The 17199-nt window shown below is 40.8% G+C and carries 20 protein-coding genes and 3 tRNA genes; 12 read left to right on the forward strand and 11 right to left on the reverse strand.

All coding sequences use genetic code 11. The features are described 5' to 3' along the window. The first annotated feature begins 88 nt into the window (after window positions 1-88). From LOC50_RS01165 to LOC50_RS01175, 3 genes are all read left to right on the forward strand, one after another. Window positions 89-164: transfer RNA gene (locus LOC50_RS01165), tRNA-Gly, on the forward strand. 487 nt (window positions 165-651) lie between these two features. Then, window positions 652-727: transfer RNA gene (locus LOC50_RS01170), tRNA-Gly, on the forward strand. Window positions 728-861: 134 nt separating this feature from the next. Further along, window positions 862-937 (forward strand) — tRNA-Gly (locus LOC50_RS01175). Between the two features lie 140 nt (window positions 938-1077). Here the strand turns inward: LOC50_RS01175 and LOC50_RS01180 are convergent. The 3 genes from LOC50_RS01180 to LOC50_RS01190 all read right to left on the reverse strand — a co-directional run bounded on the left by LOC50_RS01180 (window position 1078) and on the right by LOC50_RS01190 (window position 2468). Beyond that, window positions 1078-1506: a secondary thiamine-phosphate synthase enzyme YjbQ gene (locus tag LOC50_RS01180; protein WP_069438855.1), complete on the reverse strand. Its 429-nt coding sequence runs from the start codon at window positions 1504-1506 to the stop codon at window positions 1078-1080. Beyond that, on the reverse strand, window positions 1503-1970 hold the full coding sequence (locus LOC50_RS01185) for a chemotaxis protein CheX (RefSeq protein WP_036981196.1): 468 nt from the start codon (window positions 1968-1970) through the stop codon (window positions 1503-1505). The genes LOC50_RS01180 and LOC50_RS01185 overlap by 4 nt, the downstream gene beginning before the upstream one ends. A gap of 63 nt (window positions 1971-2033) precedes the next feature. Then, window positions 2034-2468, reverse strand: coding sequence for a transcriptional repressor (locus LOC50_RS01190; protein ID WP_036981198.1), 435 nt, complete (start codon window positions 2466-2468; stop codon window positions 2034-2036). A gap of 92 nt (window positions 2469-2560) precedes the next feature. Here LOC50_RS01190 and LOC50_RS01195 point away from each other — a divergent pair, with 92 nt between their 5' ends. From LOC50_RS01195 to LOC50_RS01230, 8 genes are all read left to right on the forward strand, one after another. Next, a complete protein-coding gene (locus LOC50_RS01195) occupies window positions 2561-3181 on the forward strand; it encodes a MarC family protein (protein ID WP_036981200.1) in 621 nt (206 codons plus the stop codon). Between the two features lie 123 nt (window positions 3182-3304). Beyond that, the gene (dusA, locus tag LOC50_RS01200) at window positions 3305-4237 is read left to right on the forward strand and encodes a tRNA dihydrouridine(20/20a) synthase DusA (protein ID WP_250653899.1); all 933 of its coding nucleotides are present in this window, start codon (window positions 3305-3307) and stop codon (window positions 4235-4237) included. A gap of 236 nt (window positions 4238-4473) precedes the next feature. Next, on the forward strand, window positions 4474-5154 hold the full coding sequence (locus LOC50_RS01205; protein ID WP_250653464.1) for a PspA/IM30 family protein: 681 nt from the start codon (window positions 4474-4476) through the stop codon (window positions 5152-5154). A gap of 10 nt (window positions 5155-5164) precedes the next feature. Beyond that, window positions 5165-5371 carry a PspC domain-containing protein gene (locus tag LOC50_RS01210; RefSeq protein WP_013463970.1) on the forward strand — a complete coding sequence of 69 codons (207 nt, stop codon included), beginning with the start codon at window positions 5165-5167 and terminating at the stop codon, window positions 5369-5371. Between the two features lie 10 nt (window positions 5372-5381). Next, window positions 5382-5708: a hypothetical protein gene (locus tag LOC50_RS01215; RefSeq protein WP_250653465.1), complete on the forward strand. Its 327-nt coding sequence runs from the start codon at window positions 5382-5384 to the stop codon at window positions 5706-5708. 78 nt (window positions 5709-5786) lie between these two features. Further along, on the forward strand, window positions 5787-6296 hold the full coding sequence (locus tag LOC50_RS01220) for a copper chaperone PCu(A)C (protein WP_138627049.1): 510 nt from the start codon (window positions 5787-5789) through the stop codon (window positions 6294-6296). A gap of 8 nt (window positions 6297-6304) precedes the next feature. Continuing rightward, the gene (locus tag LOC50_RS01225; protein ID WP_013463973.1) at window positions 6305-7291 is read left to right on the forward strand and encodes a DUF2333 family protein; all 987 of its coding nucleotides are present in this window, start codon (window positions 6305-6307) and stop codon (window positions 7289-7291) included. Window positions 7292-7294: 3 nt separating this feature from the next. Continuing rightward, on the forward strand, window positions 7295-8065 hold the full coding sequence (locus LOC50_RS01230) for a TIGR04219 family outer membrane beta-barrel protein (RefSeq protein WP_036981206.1): 771 nt from the start codon (window positions 7295-7297) through the stop codon (window positions 8063-8065). Window positions 8066-8106: 41 nt separating this feature from the next. On the opposite strand, the gene LOC50_RS01235 is transcribed toward LOC50_RS01230, so the two are convergent. Both LOC50_RS01235 and LOC50_RS01240 read right to left on the reverse strand, forming a co-directional pair. Continuing rightward, window positions 8107-8988: a TIGR03899 family protein gene (locus LOC50_RS01235; protein ID WP_248532112.1), complete on the reverse strand. Its 882-nt coding sequence runs from the start codon at window positions 8986-8988 to the stop codon at window positions 8107-8109. After that, window positions 8957-9505 carry an SRPBCC family protein gene (locus LOC50_RS01240; protein ID WP_069438860.1) on the reverse strand — a complete coding sequence of 183 codons (549 nt, stop codon included), beginning with the start codon at window positions 9503-9505 and terminating at the stop codon, window positions 8957-8959. Before LOC50_RS01240 ends, LOC50_RS01235 begins: the two co-directional genes overlap by 32 nt. A gap of 289 nt (window positions 9506-9794) precedes the next feature. On the opposite strand from LOC50_RS01240, the gene LOC50_RS01245 reads away from it, so the two are divergent. Continuing rightward, complete coding sequence (locus LOC50_RS01245) at window positions 9795-11978, forward strand: YgiQ family radical SAM protein (protein ID WP_250653466.1); 2184 nt, start codon at window positions 9795-9797, stop codon at window positions 11976-11978. A gap of 62 nt (window positions 11979-12040) precedes the next feature. Here the strand turns inward: LOC50_RS01245 and mgtE are convergent, their stop codons facing one another. From mgtE to LOC50_RS01275, 6 genes are all read right to left on the reverse strand, one after another. Further along, window positions 12041-13399 carry a magnesium transporter gene (gene mgtE / locus LOC50_RS01250; protein ID WP_250653467.1) on the reverse strand — a complete coding sequence of 453 codons (1359 nt, stop codon included), beginning with the start codon at window positions 13397-13399 and terminating at the stop codon, window positions 12041-12043. Window positions 13400-13538: 139 nt separating this feature from the next. Further along, on the reverse strand, window positions 13539-13811 hold the full coding sequence (locus tag LOC50_RS01255) for an HPr family phosphocarrier protein (RefSeq protein ID WP_013463979.1): 273 nt from the start codon (window positions 13809-13811) through the stop codon (window positions 13539-13541). 18 nt (window positions 13812-13829) lie between these two features. Beyond that, window positions 13830-14672 (reverse strand): RNase adapter RapZ, encoded by an 843-nt coding sequence (gene rapZ / locus LOC50_RS01260; RefSeq protein WP_036981214.1) that lies wholly within the window; start codon window positions 14670-14672, stop codon window positions 13830-13832. Window positions 14673-14691: 19 nt separating this feature from the next. Continuing rightward, window positions 14692-15144 (reverse strand): PTS IIA-like nitrogen regulatory protein PtsN, encoded by a 453-nt coding sequence (gene ptsN / locus LOC50_RS01265; protein WP_248474853.1) that lies wholly within the window; start codon window positions 15142-15144, stop codon window positions 14692-14694. A gap of 4 nt (window positions 15145-15148) precedes the next feature. Further along, complete coding sequence (gene hpf, locus LOC50_RS01270; protein WP_010390562.1) at window positions 15149-15436, reverse strand: ribosome hibernation promoting factor; 288 nt, start codon at window positions 15434-15436, stop codon at window positions 15149-15151. A gap of 26 nt (window positions 15437-15462) precedes the next feature. Continuing rightward, entirely contained in the window at window positions 15463-16962 is a 1500-nt protein-coding gene (locus LOC50_RS01275; protein WP_036981216.1) for an RNA polymerase factor sigma-54, read from the reverse strand. Window positions 16963-17199: the final 237 nt, after the last annotated feature.

A 17199-nucleotide genomic window follows, 5' to 3' on the forward strand; every position in this document is an offset into this window, starting at 1 on the left:
GCAAAGCACCCTAATTATTGTAGAATCCTGCCCCGCTCAAGACGATAACCCCCGCGGGGTTAGTGTGTTTGAGCTTTGACTTTTGAATGCGGCACTAGCTCAGTTGGTAGAGCGCGACCTTGCCAAGGTCGAGGTCACGAGTTCGAGCCTCGTGTGCCGCTCCAATTTCTCACCAAAAGAAATTGTAGTAGAAATAAAGATTCAAGATGAAAGGAACAAGGTTTAATTTTGACAGAACCTAGAACCTAGAACCTAGAACCTAGAATGAGGCACTAGCTCAGTTGCCAGAATGTAGGACGCGACTTGTCGCGCACCAACGGACAAATTACTGACTATTTTGAATGCGGCACTAGTTCAGTTGCCAGAATGTAGGACGCGACTTGTCGCGCACCAACGGACAAATTACTGACTATTTTGAATGCGGCACTAGCTCAGTTGCCAGAATGTAGGACGCGGCTTGTCGCGCACCAACGGACAAATTACTGACTATTTTGAATGCGGCACTAGCTCAGTTGCCAGAATGTAGGACGCGACTTGTCGCGCACCAACGGACAAATTACTGACTATTTTGAATGCGGCACTAGCTCAGTTGCCAGAATGTAGGACGCGACTTGTCGCGCACCAACAGACAAATTACTGACTATTTTGAATGCGGCACTAGCTCAGTTGGTAGAGCGCGACCTTGCCAAGGTCGAGGTCACGAGTTCGAGCCTCGTGTGCCGCTCCAATTTCCCACCAAAAGAAATTGTAGTAGAAATAAAGATTCAAGATGAAAGGTTAAAGGAACAAGGTTTAATATTGATAGAACCTAGAACCTAGAACCTAGAACCTAGAACCTAGAACCTAGAACCTTCATATAATGCGGTACTAGCTCAGTTGGTAGAGCGCGACCTTGCCAAGGTCGAGGTCACGAGTTCGAGCCTCGTGTACCGCTCCAATCTTATTTACTTTCCAGATATTCATTTTCAAATAGCAAACAATAATCCACACGTGAATCATTATAAATTTAATTTATATAATTTTTATCGATTTGAAGTGCTCAATGGATGCGAACGATCTGTGTTATAAAACCTAGCTCTAAAACGTTTCGCCTTGCAAAGTGGCAATAATACGCCTAGCCCCGCCATGGTCGCGATGTTCGCCTAAGTATATTCCTTGCCAAGTCCCCAGCGCTAATTGACCATTATTAATAGGTATCATTAACTCGCAACCTAAAGTGCTGGTTTTAATATGAGCAGGCATATCATCATCGCCCTCATAGTCATGACGATAATAAGGCTGGCGCTCAGGTACAAACTGATTGAAGTGACTTTCCATATCCATACGCACGGTCGGATCGGCATTTTCATTAATGGTTAAGCTGGCAGAGGTGTGTTGAATAAATAAGTGTAATAAACCTATTTTTAGTTGGCTCAGCTGTGGGAGTTTAGTCAGTATGTCGTTATCAATTAAGTGAAAGCCCCGCGAGCGAGGCTTTAATGTAATCGTGGTTTGCGACCAGCTCATAGCTTATCGAAGCTCACTTCAATGTTTGCATTACCTGCATCACTGGTAAATGGCATAATAATTTTTTTGCCGTCACTTTTATGCGTAATGGTATGGTTTTTACCAGACACAACAATGGGGGTTGCCATGGCAAAGTCATAGCCTTTTTCACCTAATAGGTTTTTAGCACCACCGGTGACCATATTGGTTATTTCGCCGACCATGTCTGTGACTTCTTCATTTACGCTGTTAGGTCTCTCACCTAACATACGTTCCATTATAGTCAGCGCTAAACTTTCGTCGAAGGTTATTGAAAATGAACCACGAGTTTGGGGGCCAACCATACCAATTAATCCCGATACATCACCACAGGCTACTTCATCGGTTTTAATGCGAGGTTTACCTGGTTTTAACTGAGTTTTAGCCATGGTGCTCAATACATTCATCAAAGAAGATAAAAAGGGATTAATGAACTCTACATTCATATTATATATCCTTAAATTGGTACTGATAGGGGGGATACGTAAAGTATAGCTATAGTCGCTCAGCTATGCTCGACAAGCGTCACATTTACCGTGTGCTTCTATGGTTTGCCCAGAAACTACAAAACCACTTTCCGCTGCTAAGTTATTGAGCTCATGTGAAATTACTGTTGAATGCAGCTCTTTAACAAACCCACATGTATCGCAAATTAGTAATTGAACAGGATGAATATGATCAAAGTGATGACACAACATGAATGCGTTAGTGCTTTCAATTTTATGAATAAAACCGAGTTCTGCTAAAAAGTCTAAAGCACGATAAATTGTCGCAGGTTTTGCGCCTGTTTCAGTGACTTTTAATTGCTCTAGCAAATCGTATGCACCCACACCACCTTGAGCGCTTGCTAATAAACGAAATACCTTTTCGCGAATAGGTGTGAATCGCGCACCACGGTTGTCGCATACTTGTTTTGCTTTATTTACGAGTGATTCTATATTCATCTTCTCTCATCCTTACTTTGCCGTGATATACTAACATACTGTATTGTAGTTGCAGCGATTTATTAACCGCTTTTGTGAAAAGGTATTCATTAATGCATGAATTATTAGCCACATTTATTTTCTTTTTTGCAGTTATCGATCCAATCGGCACAATTCCGGTTTTTATCGCCGTAACTCGGGGTGATGACGACAAGTTTAAGCGTAAAGTGATTTTTAAGGCAGTGGGTGTATCTGCTTTAGTACTGTTATTTTTTGTGGTTGCCGGTGAGCAATTACTCAATGTGATTGAGATTCCACTATCGGCATTTCAAATAGCCGGTGGCTTGATCTTATTAATTTTTGCACTCTCCATGACGTTTGGTGAAAGTAAACCCGAAGCTGAAATTAAAAGTGTTCGCGATAGCACTGAAACCGCTATTTTTCCGCTGGCTATACCCTCAATTGCAAGCCCTGGCGCTATGTTAGGTGCGGTATTAATGACGCGTAATGAAGAATATACTTGGGTTGAACAAATGATTACCTCATCAATGATGCTGGCCGTTTTAGTGGTGGTACTTATTTTGTTATTACTTGCTACGCAGGTACATAAAATAATAGGTGATAGCGGGGCAAGTATTATTAGCCGAATTATGGGGTTAATTTTAAGCTCAGTCGCAGTAACGAATATTTTAAATGGTATCGCACAATACTTTGGCTTGCAGGTGTTTGCTTAACATTGCTGCGCATGGGGCTTTTGTGTAAAATGCAGCGCCGTTTAAGCTGTGCTTAAATTATAAATTTTTGAGGACTACATTTTGGATAAACGTACTTTAAATCGACGCTTTTCTGTTGCCCCAATGTTAGATTGGACTGATCGCCATTGTCGTACGTTTCATCGTAAAATGACAAAGCACACCGTGCTCTACACTGAAATGATCACCACAGGTGCTATTTTATTTGGTCGTGGTGACTATTTGCATTTTAATCAACACGAAGGCCCAGTAGCGCTGCAGCTGGGGGGCTCAGATCCGCAAGCGCTAGCACAGTGTGCCAAGCTTGCAGGTGAGCGCGGTTATGATGAAATAAACCTTAACGTAGGCTGTCCGTCTGATCGTGTGCAAAATGGGCGTTTTGGTGCCTGTTTAATGGCAGAGCCCGAGCTTGTGGCAGAGTGTGTTGCTGCAATGAAAAGTGAAGTCAGTATTCCTGTTACGGTAAAAACGCGCATTGGTATTGATGAGCAAGACTCCTATGAATTTTTATGTGCGCTTATTGAAGCATCGCATAAAGTAGGCTGTGATGATTTTATTATTCATGCCCGTAAAGCATGGCTAAAAGGGTTGAGCCCAAAAGAAAACCGCGAAGTTCCTGAGCTTAACTACCCCCGTGTTTACCAGCTTAAAAAAGATTATCCACAACTTGATTTAAGTATTAATGGCGGTGTTAAAACCATTGAGCAAAGTCTTGAGCATTTACAGTACATAGATGGGGTGATGGTTGGGCGAGAGGCTTACAGTAATCCATTTATGCTAAATGAAGTGGATGAAAAAATATATGGTGACGCTGCTAATACTCAGTCACGTCATGATGTTGTGCGCGCTATGTATGATTACATTGAAGAAGAGATGCGTTTAGGCGCTAACTTTTGGCATGTTGCTCGCCATATGTTAGGTATTTTTCAGGGACAACCCGGTGCGCGTGGTTTTAGACGCCATTTATCTGAAAATGGCCATGGCAAGCAAGCTGATCTAGGTGTCATGGATAAAGCACTAAGTTACGTACCCGAATAACAGATCCTCTGTATAGAAAAAAGCCACCTCAGGTGGCTTTTTTTGAACCCAAATTTTGGTCAAAAGTTTAATTTATTAGCCAATTCGACTTAACTCCATTCAGTGACGAGTCATTAATTTACCTACTTGAAATAACTTAACTAGATGATATTTAATTAAAATAAAACTATTTTAAGTTGTTGGCATAACTCTTGGAATCCTGTTGATGTATAAATAAAAATCATCAGGAGAATAACATGGGTATATTTAACCGCGTAAACGACGTCATTCAAGCAAATATCGTAGCTATGCTTGATAAAGCAGAAGACTCAGAGAAATTACTCAATTTAATGCTTACTGAAATGCAAGAAGCGCTTAATGAGTGTCGTAGTACGGCAGCTGCAATTTTATGTGAAGAAAAGTGCATTAAACGACAAATAAGTAACAAACAGCAAGCGCTCGCAAATTGGCAATTAAAAGCTGAGCATGCTGTGGCAAAAAATCGTGACGATTTAGCTAAATCAGCATTAGCCGAAAAACACACAGTTGAACAAAGCATAGGGTGCTTGCAAACGCAGCTTGAAACATTGCAGCAATCAATTGTAAAAATCACAGAAGACTGCGAGCGCTTACAACACAAAATGATGCAGGCAAAAGCAAAACAAGCACAACTTACAAAGCGTAAAAACGTAGTTGAAGCAAGGGCAAAAATAAATACGCAACTACAAAGCGATAAAGTGGCTTTTGCCTTATCACGATTTGAGCAAATAGAGCGCCGCGTTGAAAGTGTGGAGTCGCAAGTTGAAGCGTATGAGCTCACAGATACTGCGAGCAATACAGCTATGCAAATTGAGTCACTGGTTAAAAATGAAAAAATTGATGTAGAACTGGCTAGTTTAAAAGCAAGTTTAAATACTGCTAATAAACAAACAGCTTAAGGAGATTGTTATGAATAGTTTTAATACACACCGTCGTTGGTACAAAAACACGCTTAACAAAAAAATATCAGGCGTCTGTAGTGGGTTAGCTTACCGACTAGACTTTCCGGTATGGTCTACTCGCTTAGTGACTGTTTTATTATTTTTAAGTTTTCCGTTTGCAGTGGCGCTAGGTTATTTAATTGCTCACTGTTGCCTTGAAGAAAAAGCAGTGTAAGGAGAGCAGCATGAAAACATTCGTCGTGTGCCTAGTTATTTTTGCGATGTTTTTAATTAATAGCGGTTCAATTATTCACTTTGATGTGTGGCAGTTTCCGCTATGGATCTCAGATATTAGCTGGACAGGTATAGAGCTCATTGGTGCGTTAGTTGCTATTATCGTTGTTATTGCGATTGTTGCTTTAGTGACGATGGGGTTAGTTGGCGCGGCGATGGTGGCACTGGCTGGTACTATTTTAGCTTTTTTATTCGGATCATTGATGATTGCTTGGCCGTTATTGTTTGTAGCAGGGCTGTGTTGGTTAATCGCAGATAACAAAAAAGTCGTCTCTTGAGCTTAAATTAGCTGCCTAACATAGGGGAATTATGATAAATTTAAACTATATTTTTTTGTTTTAACAAGGATTTTACCGATGATTAAACAATGTATTTTGATAGCAAGTGCATTAATGGTGGGGGTTTTTTCGTCTTCGTTAATGGCGCACGAAGGACATGAACACGATAGTGTTGTTGCGCAGCTACAAGTAACACATGCGCAAGTAAGAGAGTTTTTGCCGGCAACCAAAGCCAGTGTGGCTTACTTTAGTATTAAAAACCACAGCAATGTACCAGCAACGTTGACTAAAGCGACAATTGATGGTCTAGGGCGTGTTGAAATTCATGAGCACGTTCACGCTGACGGTATGATGAAAATGCAAAAAGTCGAATCATTGCTTATTAAAGCTCACCAACAACTCGATTTTAAGCCAGGCAGCTATCATTTAATGGTGTTTGAACCACAAGAACCGTTAAAAGTAGGTCAAGAACGTAAACTCACGCTATATTTTGAAGACGGGAACCGAGTATTTACCAATGCAAAAGTCGTTTCGTTAGCCTCACAAGCAGAGTCGGTAAAAGCATCGAAAGATCATAGTCATCATTAGGAGGATAAATGTCACAGCATAAAGGAAAAATAATAACGGCACTGGTACTGTTATTTGTCGTGTTTTACGCCATTGCAGTATACTGGAGTATAGAGCCTTCACGTTTTGATGTTGTGCAAAATGCTAAGCAACAAGCGCAGCAACGCAGTGAAAAACTAGTCACAGGTTATGTAACAACTTCAACACTCATCACTGTAGCTGATACGCTTTTAACTAAATCAGGCGGTTACTTATCAAATGATGTGCTACCACCGAGCGTAATAATGGACAATATGCCGGCCTGGGAGTATGGTGCGCTGGAAATGGTGCGTGATTTAGCGTTGTCTATGCGAAAAGATTTTAGCCGCTCACAATCGCAATCAACTGAACACGAAGCGCTCAAAAAAGCTCAGCCACAATTTAATATCAGCTCTGAAGCATGGGCATGGCCAAGTGCTGAGGGTGAATACCAAAAAGGAATTGATTATTTAATGGTATATCGTTCTCAAATAGCCAATCAGCATGAGCGCGATAGCCAATTTTACTCTCGTGCAGATAACCTACGCAGTTGGTTAAAAGAAGCTGAAAAGCGTTTAGGCAGCTTAAGTCAGCGTTTAAGTGCAAGCGTGGGTCAAGATAAAGTTAACACTGACCTCGCCGGTAACTCTTCAAATACACAGGCCACCTATACGCCTTTACAACAACAAATAAAAACATCATGGTGGGAAATTGATGATGTATTTTATGAGTCACGTGGTGCTACTTGGGCTTTACTGCACTTTTTACAGGCGGTTGAATATGATTTTGCCGATGTGCTTGATAAAAAGAACGCCCGTGTCAGCTTGCAACAAATTATACGCGAGCTTGAAGCAACCCAAGAAACGGTATGGAGCCCAATGATTTTAAACGGTAATGGATTTGGTTATGTCGCCAACCATTCACTTGTTATGGCAAATTATATTTCTAGAGCCAATGCGGCACTTATTGAACTTAGCGAATTATTAGCGCAAGGATAAAAAATGAAAAAGTATTGTATAGCAGCAGCCTTATCAATGGCATGTTTAGCTCCTGTAGCACAAGCCGACACTGTATTAGGCTTATATGTAGGGGTTGATGGTTGGAAAGCAGATAATGACGGTAGCTTTTCTGATAACAATAACGCCCTGCAAAACTTCAACTTTAAAGATGAAACTTTTGTCAGTTATTACGCTGCGCTTGAGCACCCAGTGCCATTAGTGCCAAACTTAAAGTTAAAATACACTGAGCTTGAATTAACCGGTTCAACAGTGCTTGAAGACACATTTAGCTTTAACGGCACTGATTATGTTGTAGGCACAGGTGTTAATTCAGTGACTGACTTATCGCATATTGATTATATTCTTTACTACGAGATTTTTGATAACGATTTAATCTCAATTGATTTAGGTCTTAATGCTAAGCAGTTTGATGGTGAGCTTGTTGTAACAGGTACATCACAACAAGGTGGCGCTAACTTTACTGAAATCGAAGAGTTCTCTGGTGTTGTGCCGTTAGTATATGGACGTTTTGAAGCGGGTTTACCATTTAGTGGTTTAAGTGTTTTTGCTGAAGGCAGCTTTTTAGCCATAGATGACAGTAAAGTACAAGATTACCAAATGGGTATTGCTTGGGAGTTTATTGATAACCTAGCCGTTGATGTTGCGGTTAAAGCGGGCTACCGCTCTATGGTGTTAGAACTTGATGATGTCGATGATATTAATACTGATATTGATGCATCGGGGCCGTTTGCCGGTATTCAGGTTCACTTTTAAGCACCGACTTTTCGAAAAGCCACCTCGTGTGGCTTTTTTAGTTACTTTGAAGCATGCCACACTAATTCAAATTCCCCTTCAAATGCTGCACCAATTAACTGTTTGTACACCTTGTTAATTGGGTAGTTCATTAATCTAAACAGTTCATCACCGGTTTGGGTAAACTTATAATAGCTAAGCACCAAATCGTTACTTTTTGCTTTTAAAGTTAGTTTTTGAGTCAAAAAGGAGAGGGTGAACTCTTGTCCTGCTTTTAATGCAGCGGATTCAATCTCTTTACGGTATAACAAATTTAAATCCATTAAGGTTAATACATCAGGAAAGCTCACACCGCTTTTACCTATGCTTAATGACACTTTATTACCTTTACCTAGTAAATCAAATAATGAGGGTTTTTTGTAATACCCCAAGAATATTAGGTGGCTACTATCCTTTTCGTTATACCCAGAAATAGACACGCACTTTCTTAATGAATCGGCTTCGCGCTGGGTCATGTGCTTGAGTGTTTGTAAACTTTTAATAGAAAAAGTACCTGGGCTAATGGTTTCGCCAGTAAAAATTTTTGCCCACAACACTTGCATAGATTGATTTGAGGTATCTTCACATAAGGCTATAAAGTGCTCTACCCAATCAGCATCGGGCTGTTTAGCGCAAGCAACATCAGGACAAAACTCCATTGCTAAGGCTAAAATAGTCTCAATATTTTGTTGCTGTTTAATCAGTAGTAAGTCTTGTCTTTTTTGAGCACGCGCTAAAATTGAATGCTCGCTATTAATACTATAAAGCGATTTGGCTTTACTTTGAGGATTATAGGTTTTTTCATCAATGGCAGGCGTATTACTCACTTTTGTGACTGAGTAACCTAGCAGTGACTCAATAATATTGGCAAGTTTAATCCTGGCTTGTGCGGTTTTGACTGTCATGGCTTTCCATTATTGCTTGTGCATCACTGAGTTGAGCGACCGTTTTTAAGTTATTTAGCCCTAGGGTCACTATATTACCTAATATATTTTCAGCAAATATAGCAACGTACCCAGAAATAAGCGGCATCGTTGCTTGTCCTTCTATTTGCCACGTGACGGTTTTTGTGTGCGGGCTAAATAGCAATTTGCTAGTGATAATATGCTCTTGATTAAATAACACACTAAATACAACTTCATTATCGCTTAATGCCGATATTGTCATTTCGCCTTTGCCCCATTTACCTTCCCAAGATTGGTAGGCTCCTGCGCCAGAGCTTGGTTCTCCAATATTAAACTTAATGTTAGGGTCTATTTGTTGCCACGGCGACCATTTATACCACTGGGTAAAGTCCTCCACTAATGACTTTATTGCGGGAGCGCGTGCGTTAATCTTTATACTTTTTTGCACATGATAATTTTGTGGTAACAATAATCCAACGATAACAAAAACCAAGAGTAAAATGATTGAAAACTGCATTATTTTTTTAAGTAGTTTAATAGGTATTCCTCATCTATTTTAATTTACAGCGTCTATCAATTATTAATTATTTAATAGTTTAACGAAGTCGCGGTTGCTTTTGATCTATTTTATCTACCTTGTATTATTTCAAAAGCAGACATTAGCCGTAATAAGTTTAGATGATTTATTAGTTTTAGTAATGCAATAAAGGTAAACAATTTTTAATCAGCGCTTTCATTTTGTGCTATATCAACGGGGATGTCGATAGGGTATAATTCGCGCCTTTTGTTATTGAACGGCCAATTTTATGAGCACATTAAAAGCTGATCGCGCCTTATTCTCATACCCCAAGTATTGGGCTGAGTGTTATGGCACAGCTCCATTTTTACCAACAACACGCGAAGAAATGGACGCGCTTGGCTGGGATAGCTGCGATATTATTATTATTAGCGGTGATGCTTATGTAGACCATCCTAGTTTTGGGATGGCCGTAATTGGCCGTGTGCTTGAAGCGCAGGGGTTCAGAGTGGGCATTATTGCTCAGCCTGACTGGAACTCTAAAGATGCCTTTATGGCATTGGGTAAGCCTAACTTATTTTTTGGTATTACAGCCGGTAATATGGACTCGATGATCAATCGTTACACCGCTGAAAAACGAATGCGCCACGATGATGCTTATACCCCGGGAAATGTTGGTGGTAAACGCCCCGATCGCGCCGTGATCATATACTCACAACGTTGTCGTGAAGCCTATAAAGATGTGCCGCTCGTGTTAGGGGGCATTGAAGCCAGCTTGCGTCGTATTGCTCATTATGACTATTGGCAAGAAAAAGTACGTCGTAGCGTATTATTTGACGCTAAAGGCGATATTTTAATTTATGGTAATGCCGAACGCCCGTTAGTTGAAGTAGCGCACCGTATCGCTGCGGGTGAAACCATAGATACCATACAGGATGTGAGAGGCACGGCGGTTATTCGTAAAGAGCCTTTACCCGGTTGGCGTGGCAGTGATTCAACAGCCATTGATAAAATTGGTAAAATAGACCCTATTCCTAATCCTTATGGTGCGGATGATGTGGGTTGTGCTAAATCAGAATTTAAGCAAGCGGGTATTGATTTAAAAGCCGAAGCTGCAAAACCAATTATCATCCAACCTGCGCGCCCTAAGCCATGGGAAAAAACTTACGTTAAGTTACCTGCTTTTGAGCAGGTTAGCGTTAATAAGCCTTTGTATGCGCATGCATCACGTATTTTGCACCAAGAAACCAACCCCGGTTGTGCAAGAGCGTTGTTTCAGCGTCATGGCGATCGCTCTATTTGGGTGAACCCGCCAGCTTATCCACTTGAAACCCAAGAAATGGATGATGTGTTTGGTTTACCGTATCAGCGTATACCACATCCAAGTTATGGCGACGCTAAAATTCCTGCTTACGATATGATTAAAACGTCGGTAAATATAATGCGCGGTTGTTTTGGCGGCTGTTCGTTTTGTTCCATTACCGAGCATGAAGGGCGAATAATTCAAAGCCGTTCTCAAGAATCAATTATTGAAGAAATTGAACAAATTAGAGATAAAGTGCCAGGCTTTACTGGGGTTATCTCTGATTTAGGTGGGCCAACTGCAAATATGTATAAACTGCGTTGTACCAGTAAAAAAGCAGAGAGTACGTGCCGTCGCTTGTCGTGTGTGTATCCTGATATTTGTAAGCATATGGATACCGATCACACACCCACTATCGACTTATATAAAAAGGCGCGTGAGGTTAAAGGGATCAAAAAGATCTTAATTGCTTCGGGCGTGCGTTATGACCTTGCAGTACGTGATCCTCGTTACGTTAAAGAGCTAGTAACCCATCATGTTGGTGGATATTTAAAAATAGCACCCGAGCACACAGAAGATGGCCCATTATCAAAAATGATGAAACCAGGTATGGGTGCCTACGATGAATTTAAAGCGCTATTTGATAAGTACTCTAAAGAAGCGGGTAAAAAGCAGTATTTAATTCCATACTTTATTTCTGCTCACCCAGGGACTAAAGATGAAGATATGGTAAACATGGCTTTATGGTTGAAATCGAATGATTTTAAGCTTGATCAGGTACAAAATTTTTACCCATCACCGATGGCTAATGCGACCACTATTTATCATACTGAAATGAACTCGCTTCGTAATATTAAAAATAATATTGAGCAAGTTGCTGTGCCTAAGGGCGCGCGTCAGCGTCGTTTGCATAAAGCAATTTTACGTTACCATGATCCTGCCGGTTGGCCAATGATCCGCGAAGCCCTGCGTAACATGGGCAAAGCCAAGCTTATTGGTAAAGGACCTAACTGTTTAGTGCCAGAAGAAGGGCGAGATGAAAGACAAACTAAAGGCGGTAAAGGTAACAAGGGCGGTCGCCCTGCACTTACTCGTCATACTGGGTTTAGTCAGTTTAAAAAAGCCAACACTAAACCTAAGGTTGGCGGTAATCGCCAGCGCGCAAGGTAAAGTAATTATCGGCTTAAACAAAAACACCGCGTATTGACGCGGTGTTTTTGTTTATAAAAAGATTAAATCAATAACCAAGTCGCAGTACCTAAGAAGGCAAATATACCAACAATATCAGTTACTGTGGTTAGTACCACACTGCCTGCAAGTGCTGGATCTATTTTCATTTTTTTAAGCAATAGTGGGATACTAGCACCCGCAATACCTGCTGCAACTAAATTCATAAACATAGCAAACGCTAAAACACCACCGAGTTTGAAATCCCATTGCCAAAGCGCAACGACACCGGCAATTAGGATAGACCAAACCATACCGTTAATCGCGCCGATAGCGAGTTCTTTTAATAATAAAAAACGTTGGTTAGTTTGGTTGATATGGCCCACCGCGATACCGCGAATAACCAAAGTTAAGGTTTGGCTGCCTGCAACCCCACCCATTGACGGAACAATACCATTGAGCACAGCAAGAATTGGTAATATAGCTAAGGTGTTTTCAAAAAAGCTCGCCACAATTGCAGCCAGCAATGCAGTTAGTAAGTTTACACCCAGCCAAATTGAGCGCTTTTTAGAGCTTTTTAACACAGGTGCAAAGGTATCTTCTTCATCATCTAAACCCGCTAAACCCAGTAAACTGTGCTCAGCGTCTTCACGAATAACATCAACGATATCATCAATGGTGATCCGCCCAAGCAAGTGTGCGTTGTCATCAACAACCGGTGCCGATATCCAGTTATGACGCTCAAACAATTGTGCAACTTCGCTCTCATCCATTGAAATAGGAATAGACTCACAGTCTTCATCCATTAACTCATGAACAATTTTTTCAGGGGGATTAGTTAATAAAGTACTCAGCGATAGGGCGCCTAAAAAGCAGTTATTTTCATCAACCACATATAAGTCATCTGTACCCTCAGGTAATTCGCCGCGTAAGCGAATATAACGTAGTACCACATCTAGAGTCACATCGGGGCGAATAGTAACGGTATCTATATTCATCAATGCGCCAGCAGAGCGCTCTTGATACGATAAAGCCTGCCTTGCACGTTCTCTATCTTGAATATCCATAGCGCTAACAACATCTTTATAAACAGTGTCAGGTAGGCTACGTAGTACTTCCCCTAAATCATCATGGCCCATGTCTTCGGTTGCAGCAGCAATGTGCTCGGGTGCCATTTGCGCAATAATGCCCAAACGTACATCTTCAGACAGCTCTTCAAGCACATCACCTTGTACATCAGGATCAACAAGCTGCCAGAGCATACGGCGAATTTTATGCGGGGATGATTCTAAAAGAAGTGCGGTATCACAAGGTGCCGTTTTTGCTAGCATGCGCCTAACTTGAACAAATTGACCACTATTTAGTGACTTAGTCACCTGTTTTAGTTGTTGTAGTGGAATATCTTGTTCTAAAGCTTCAGGCATTGGCATCCTTAATTAAATTTTATTACATGCTGGAAGGGTATAAATGCTATTCAATTTTAGTTTATCTTACTTTAATTGAGCAAACTACCTCAAGCACTATTAACCCAAGTTTAGGATGATGAGTTAATAATGAACTTTTTTATTCTTGCTCATTAAATCGTTGGTCGATGAGTTCACCTATTGCGCTAAGTGCAGGCTCAGCGTCGGGGCCTTCGCATACCACCTTAACTTCTTTGCCTTGGCTGCTTTCGAGTAACATAAGTGCCAGCACGCTATCGCCAGCGGCTTGTTTGTCATCTTGAAATAAAGTGATTGTGGCATCAAATTGCACAGAAAGCTGAGCTAATACTGTCGCCGCTCTAGCGTGTAATCCTAATTTGTTTTTTATTAAAAATGTATTTTCTAAGCGCATGACATGTTCTCGCAAGCTTTATTCTTGTTCTCGGTGGCGAATTTTTACATTGGGATGACTCATTGCAAAGCTTTCGCCAATGGTTTGCGCTAAATAAACAGAGCGGTGTTGCCCACCGGTGCAGCCAATTGCAATAGTTAAGTAGCTGCGATTATTTCGTTCTAAATGCGGCAGCCATGTTTGCACAAATGTTTGAATTTGCCATGTAAATTTTTGCACTATACTGTGACTTGCTAGGTAGTCTTTTACTGGTTGATCCAGCCCTGTAAGTAGCTTTAGTTCAGGCTCCCAATGCGGGTTTGGTAAAAAACGGGCATCGAATACGTAATCTGCTTCTTTAGGGAGGCCGTGTTTAAAACCAAATGACTCAAAGGTAATGATCAGTTGTTTATCTTTTTTTCCGAGTATTTTTTCACGAATAGACTCAGCAAGCTGATGCACACTTAAATCTGTGGTATCAATCATATAATCAGCACGATTAATCAATACATCAAGTAGTTGTTTTTCTTTTTTTATGGCTAAATCAAGCGGCAAAGAATCAATAGATAAAGGGTGAAGACGACGCGTTTCTGAAAAGCGTTTTATTAATGTTTGATCGTCACTGTCTAAATAAAATACCGTTGGTTTAGTAAAACCAGGTAAATATTCAATGATTTCATTAAACTGCTGTTGCTCTTTAGGTAGGTTACGTACATCAACACTCACAGCAATTTTATTATAACTGTCGGAAACACTGCGCACTAATGATGGTAATAAATTAAGAGGAATATTGTCTACACAATAATAACCTAAGTCTTCCACAACGCGTAACGCCACAGATTTACCTGACCCTGAGCGACCGCTTATAATTATTAATTCCATTTACCACCTTTCTTTATTACTACGATTGACTGACGATAACCTGATACAGTTCGCTATCCGATTTGGCGGCGCGTAACTGTTTACAAAATTCTTTATCATTGAGCTTTTCTGCTATCGTGGCTAAGGTTTTTAAATGCTGCTTATTGTCACCATCAGGTACAATTAAGGCAACAAAAATGTCGACCGGTCGGTTATCTATCGCATCAAAATTAATAGCCGTTTCGCTCACTAATATAAGTGCAAGAGGCTCTTGTACACCACTCATACGACCATGTGGAATTGCAATTCCTCGACCTATACCTGTACTTCCAAGCTTTTCTCTTGCAGTTAATGCATTAAGAATATCTTGTTGTGTTAAATAGGGCAGTTTATTGTGAGCCAATTCACTGATAAATTCTAAAATTCTTTTTTTACTATTAAAAAGGACCGCAGCTTTACTGCAGTCCTGACAGATAAGTGAGCTTAGTTTCATAGTGTTAGTGTCGAGCAAGTTTCTCTTTGTGTTTAATTACTTGACGATCTAGCTTGTCAATGAGCGAGTCTATAGCGGCATACATATCTTGATGCTCAGTAGAAGCAAAAATCTCAGCGCCACTAACATGAACGGTTGCTTCAGCTTTTTGGTTTAGTTTTTCTACATCGAGAATAACGTGCACATTCGTTATGTGATCAGTGTGCCTCTGTAACTTCGAAAATTTGCTATTTACGTAGTCTCTAAGCGAGTCGGTAATATCTACATGACGACCAGTTAAATTCAGTTGCATAAACATTTTCCTCTTTGTTGTACGCCTTAAATCAAACTTTTACGTTGATTAGACGGGGGAATAGCTAGAGATTCGCGATATTTTGCTATAGTTCTCCTCGCTACTTTAATTCCTTGCTCTGCCAATATATCTGCAATTTTACTATCACTCAATGGTTTAGCTGAGTTTTCTGCAGCGATTAATTTTTTAATTAATGCTCGTATTGCTGTTGATGAGCATTCGCCACCATTTTCAGTACTTACATGGCTTGAAAAGAAATATTTAAGCTCAAAAATGCCACGTGGTGTGTGCATGTATTTTTGCGTAGTAACACGTGAAATAGTCGACTCGTGCATTTCCACCATTTCAGCCACATCGTTAAGTACCATAGGCTTCATCGCCTCAGGACCATGTTCAAAAAAGGCCTGTTGTTGCTGCACAATACAGTTAGTTACTTTAAGCAGCGTGTCGTTTCTACTTTCTAAGCTTTTTATAAACCATTTAGCCTCTTGTAAGTGCGAGCGAATAAACTGGCTATCACCACTTGATTTAACCGTACGCGACATAGCTGCATATTGGCTATTTACTCTGATCTTAGGCATGCTATCTGGGTTTAGTTCAACCACCCAACGGCCTTTTACTTTTTTAACCGACACGTCAGGAATAACGTACTCAGACTCTTCTCTGACAATAGTGTCTGCCGGTTTTGGGCTGAGCGTATGAATCAACGTCATGATTTCTTTAAGCTCATCTTCTTTAAGCTTTGTTTTTTTCATCAACGTGCGATAGTCACGCGCAGCCAGTAAATCAATATGATCGGTTAAGATCATTTTTGTTTCGTTTAAAAAAGGTGTGTCTTTATCAAATTGATTTAGCTGAATACACAAGCACTCTTGTAAACTACGCGCGGCTATTCCCACTGGATCAAATAGTTGAATACGCTTTAGTACCGCTTCTATTTCGTCAAGTTCAACTTCATCTTCGGCGTCGTTTTCTTGGTTAAAGCTTTCTAATATTTCTTCACAGCTAAGGGTTAGAATCCCTGAGTCGTCCACAGCTTCTACAATTGCAATAGCTATCGCTTCATCGGTAGGGCTAAACGGCGTCAGTTGAAGTTGCCACATTAAATACTCATGCAGCGTTTCAGTCGAAGAGCCTTGATAAATAGATTCATCTTCTGGCATTGGGCCCGATGAAGAGGCAGGCGCAGCACTCATATATTCATCCCAAGTAACATCCATAGCCATATCATCGCTAATGGTGTCTTTGGTCATTGCTTCGCCGCTATCTTGCTCATACTCGCTAGGTTTATCGTCAGCTGAGGCACTTAGCGTTAAGTCATCGTTATCGGCTTTTTGTTCGTTTTTACCTGCAGTGTCTTCGCTGTAATCGTGTTCTTCAACTTCAAGCAAGGGGTTGCTATCGAGCGCTTCTTGAATTTCTTGCTGGAGATCCAATGTACTGAGTTGCAATAAGCGAATTGCTTGTTGCAATTGTGGAGTCATTGTAAGTTGCTGGCCCATGCGCAGCTGTAATGATTGCCTCATGTATCTCTAACAATCCTTTTAAATTACGGTCTGTTGACCTTTACGATTAAAATTTGTTCAAACTAGGGGCGGTTTAATTGCGGCGCGAGGTTTGTAACCTAGTGGGCTAAGTCAAAACCGAGCAACAAAGAGTAAATCGTCCCTAGGCAGAACCCGAAGGGCAGCGCCTGTTTGGCATTGATGCTGCGTTATCGCCTATTTATGGGGAAATACCACACCACATAGGCTCTGCCTTGC

It is taken from the genome of Pseudoalteromonas sp. SCSIO 43095 (genome assembly GCF_023650455.1).
GTDB classification, from domain to species: domain Bacteria; phylum Pseudomonadota; class Gammaproteobacteria; order Enterobacterales; family Alteromonadaceae; genus Pseudoalteromonas; species Pseudoalteromonas tetraodonis.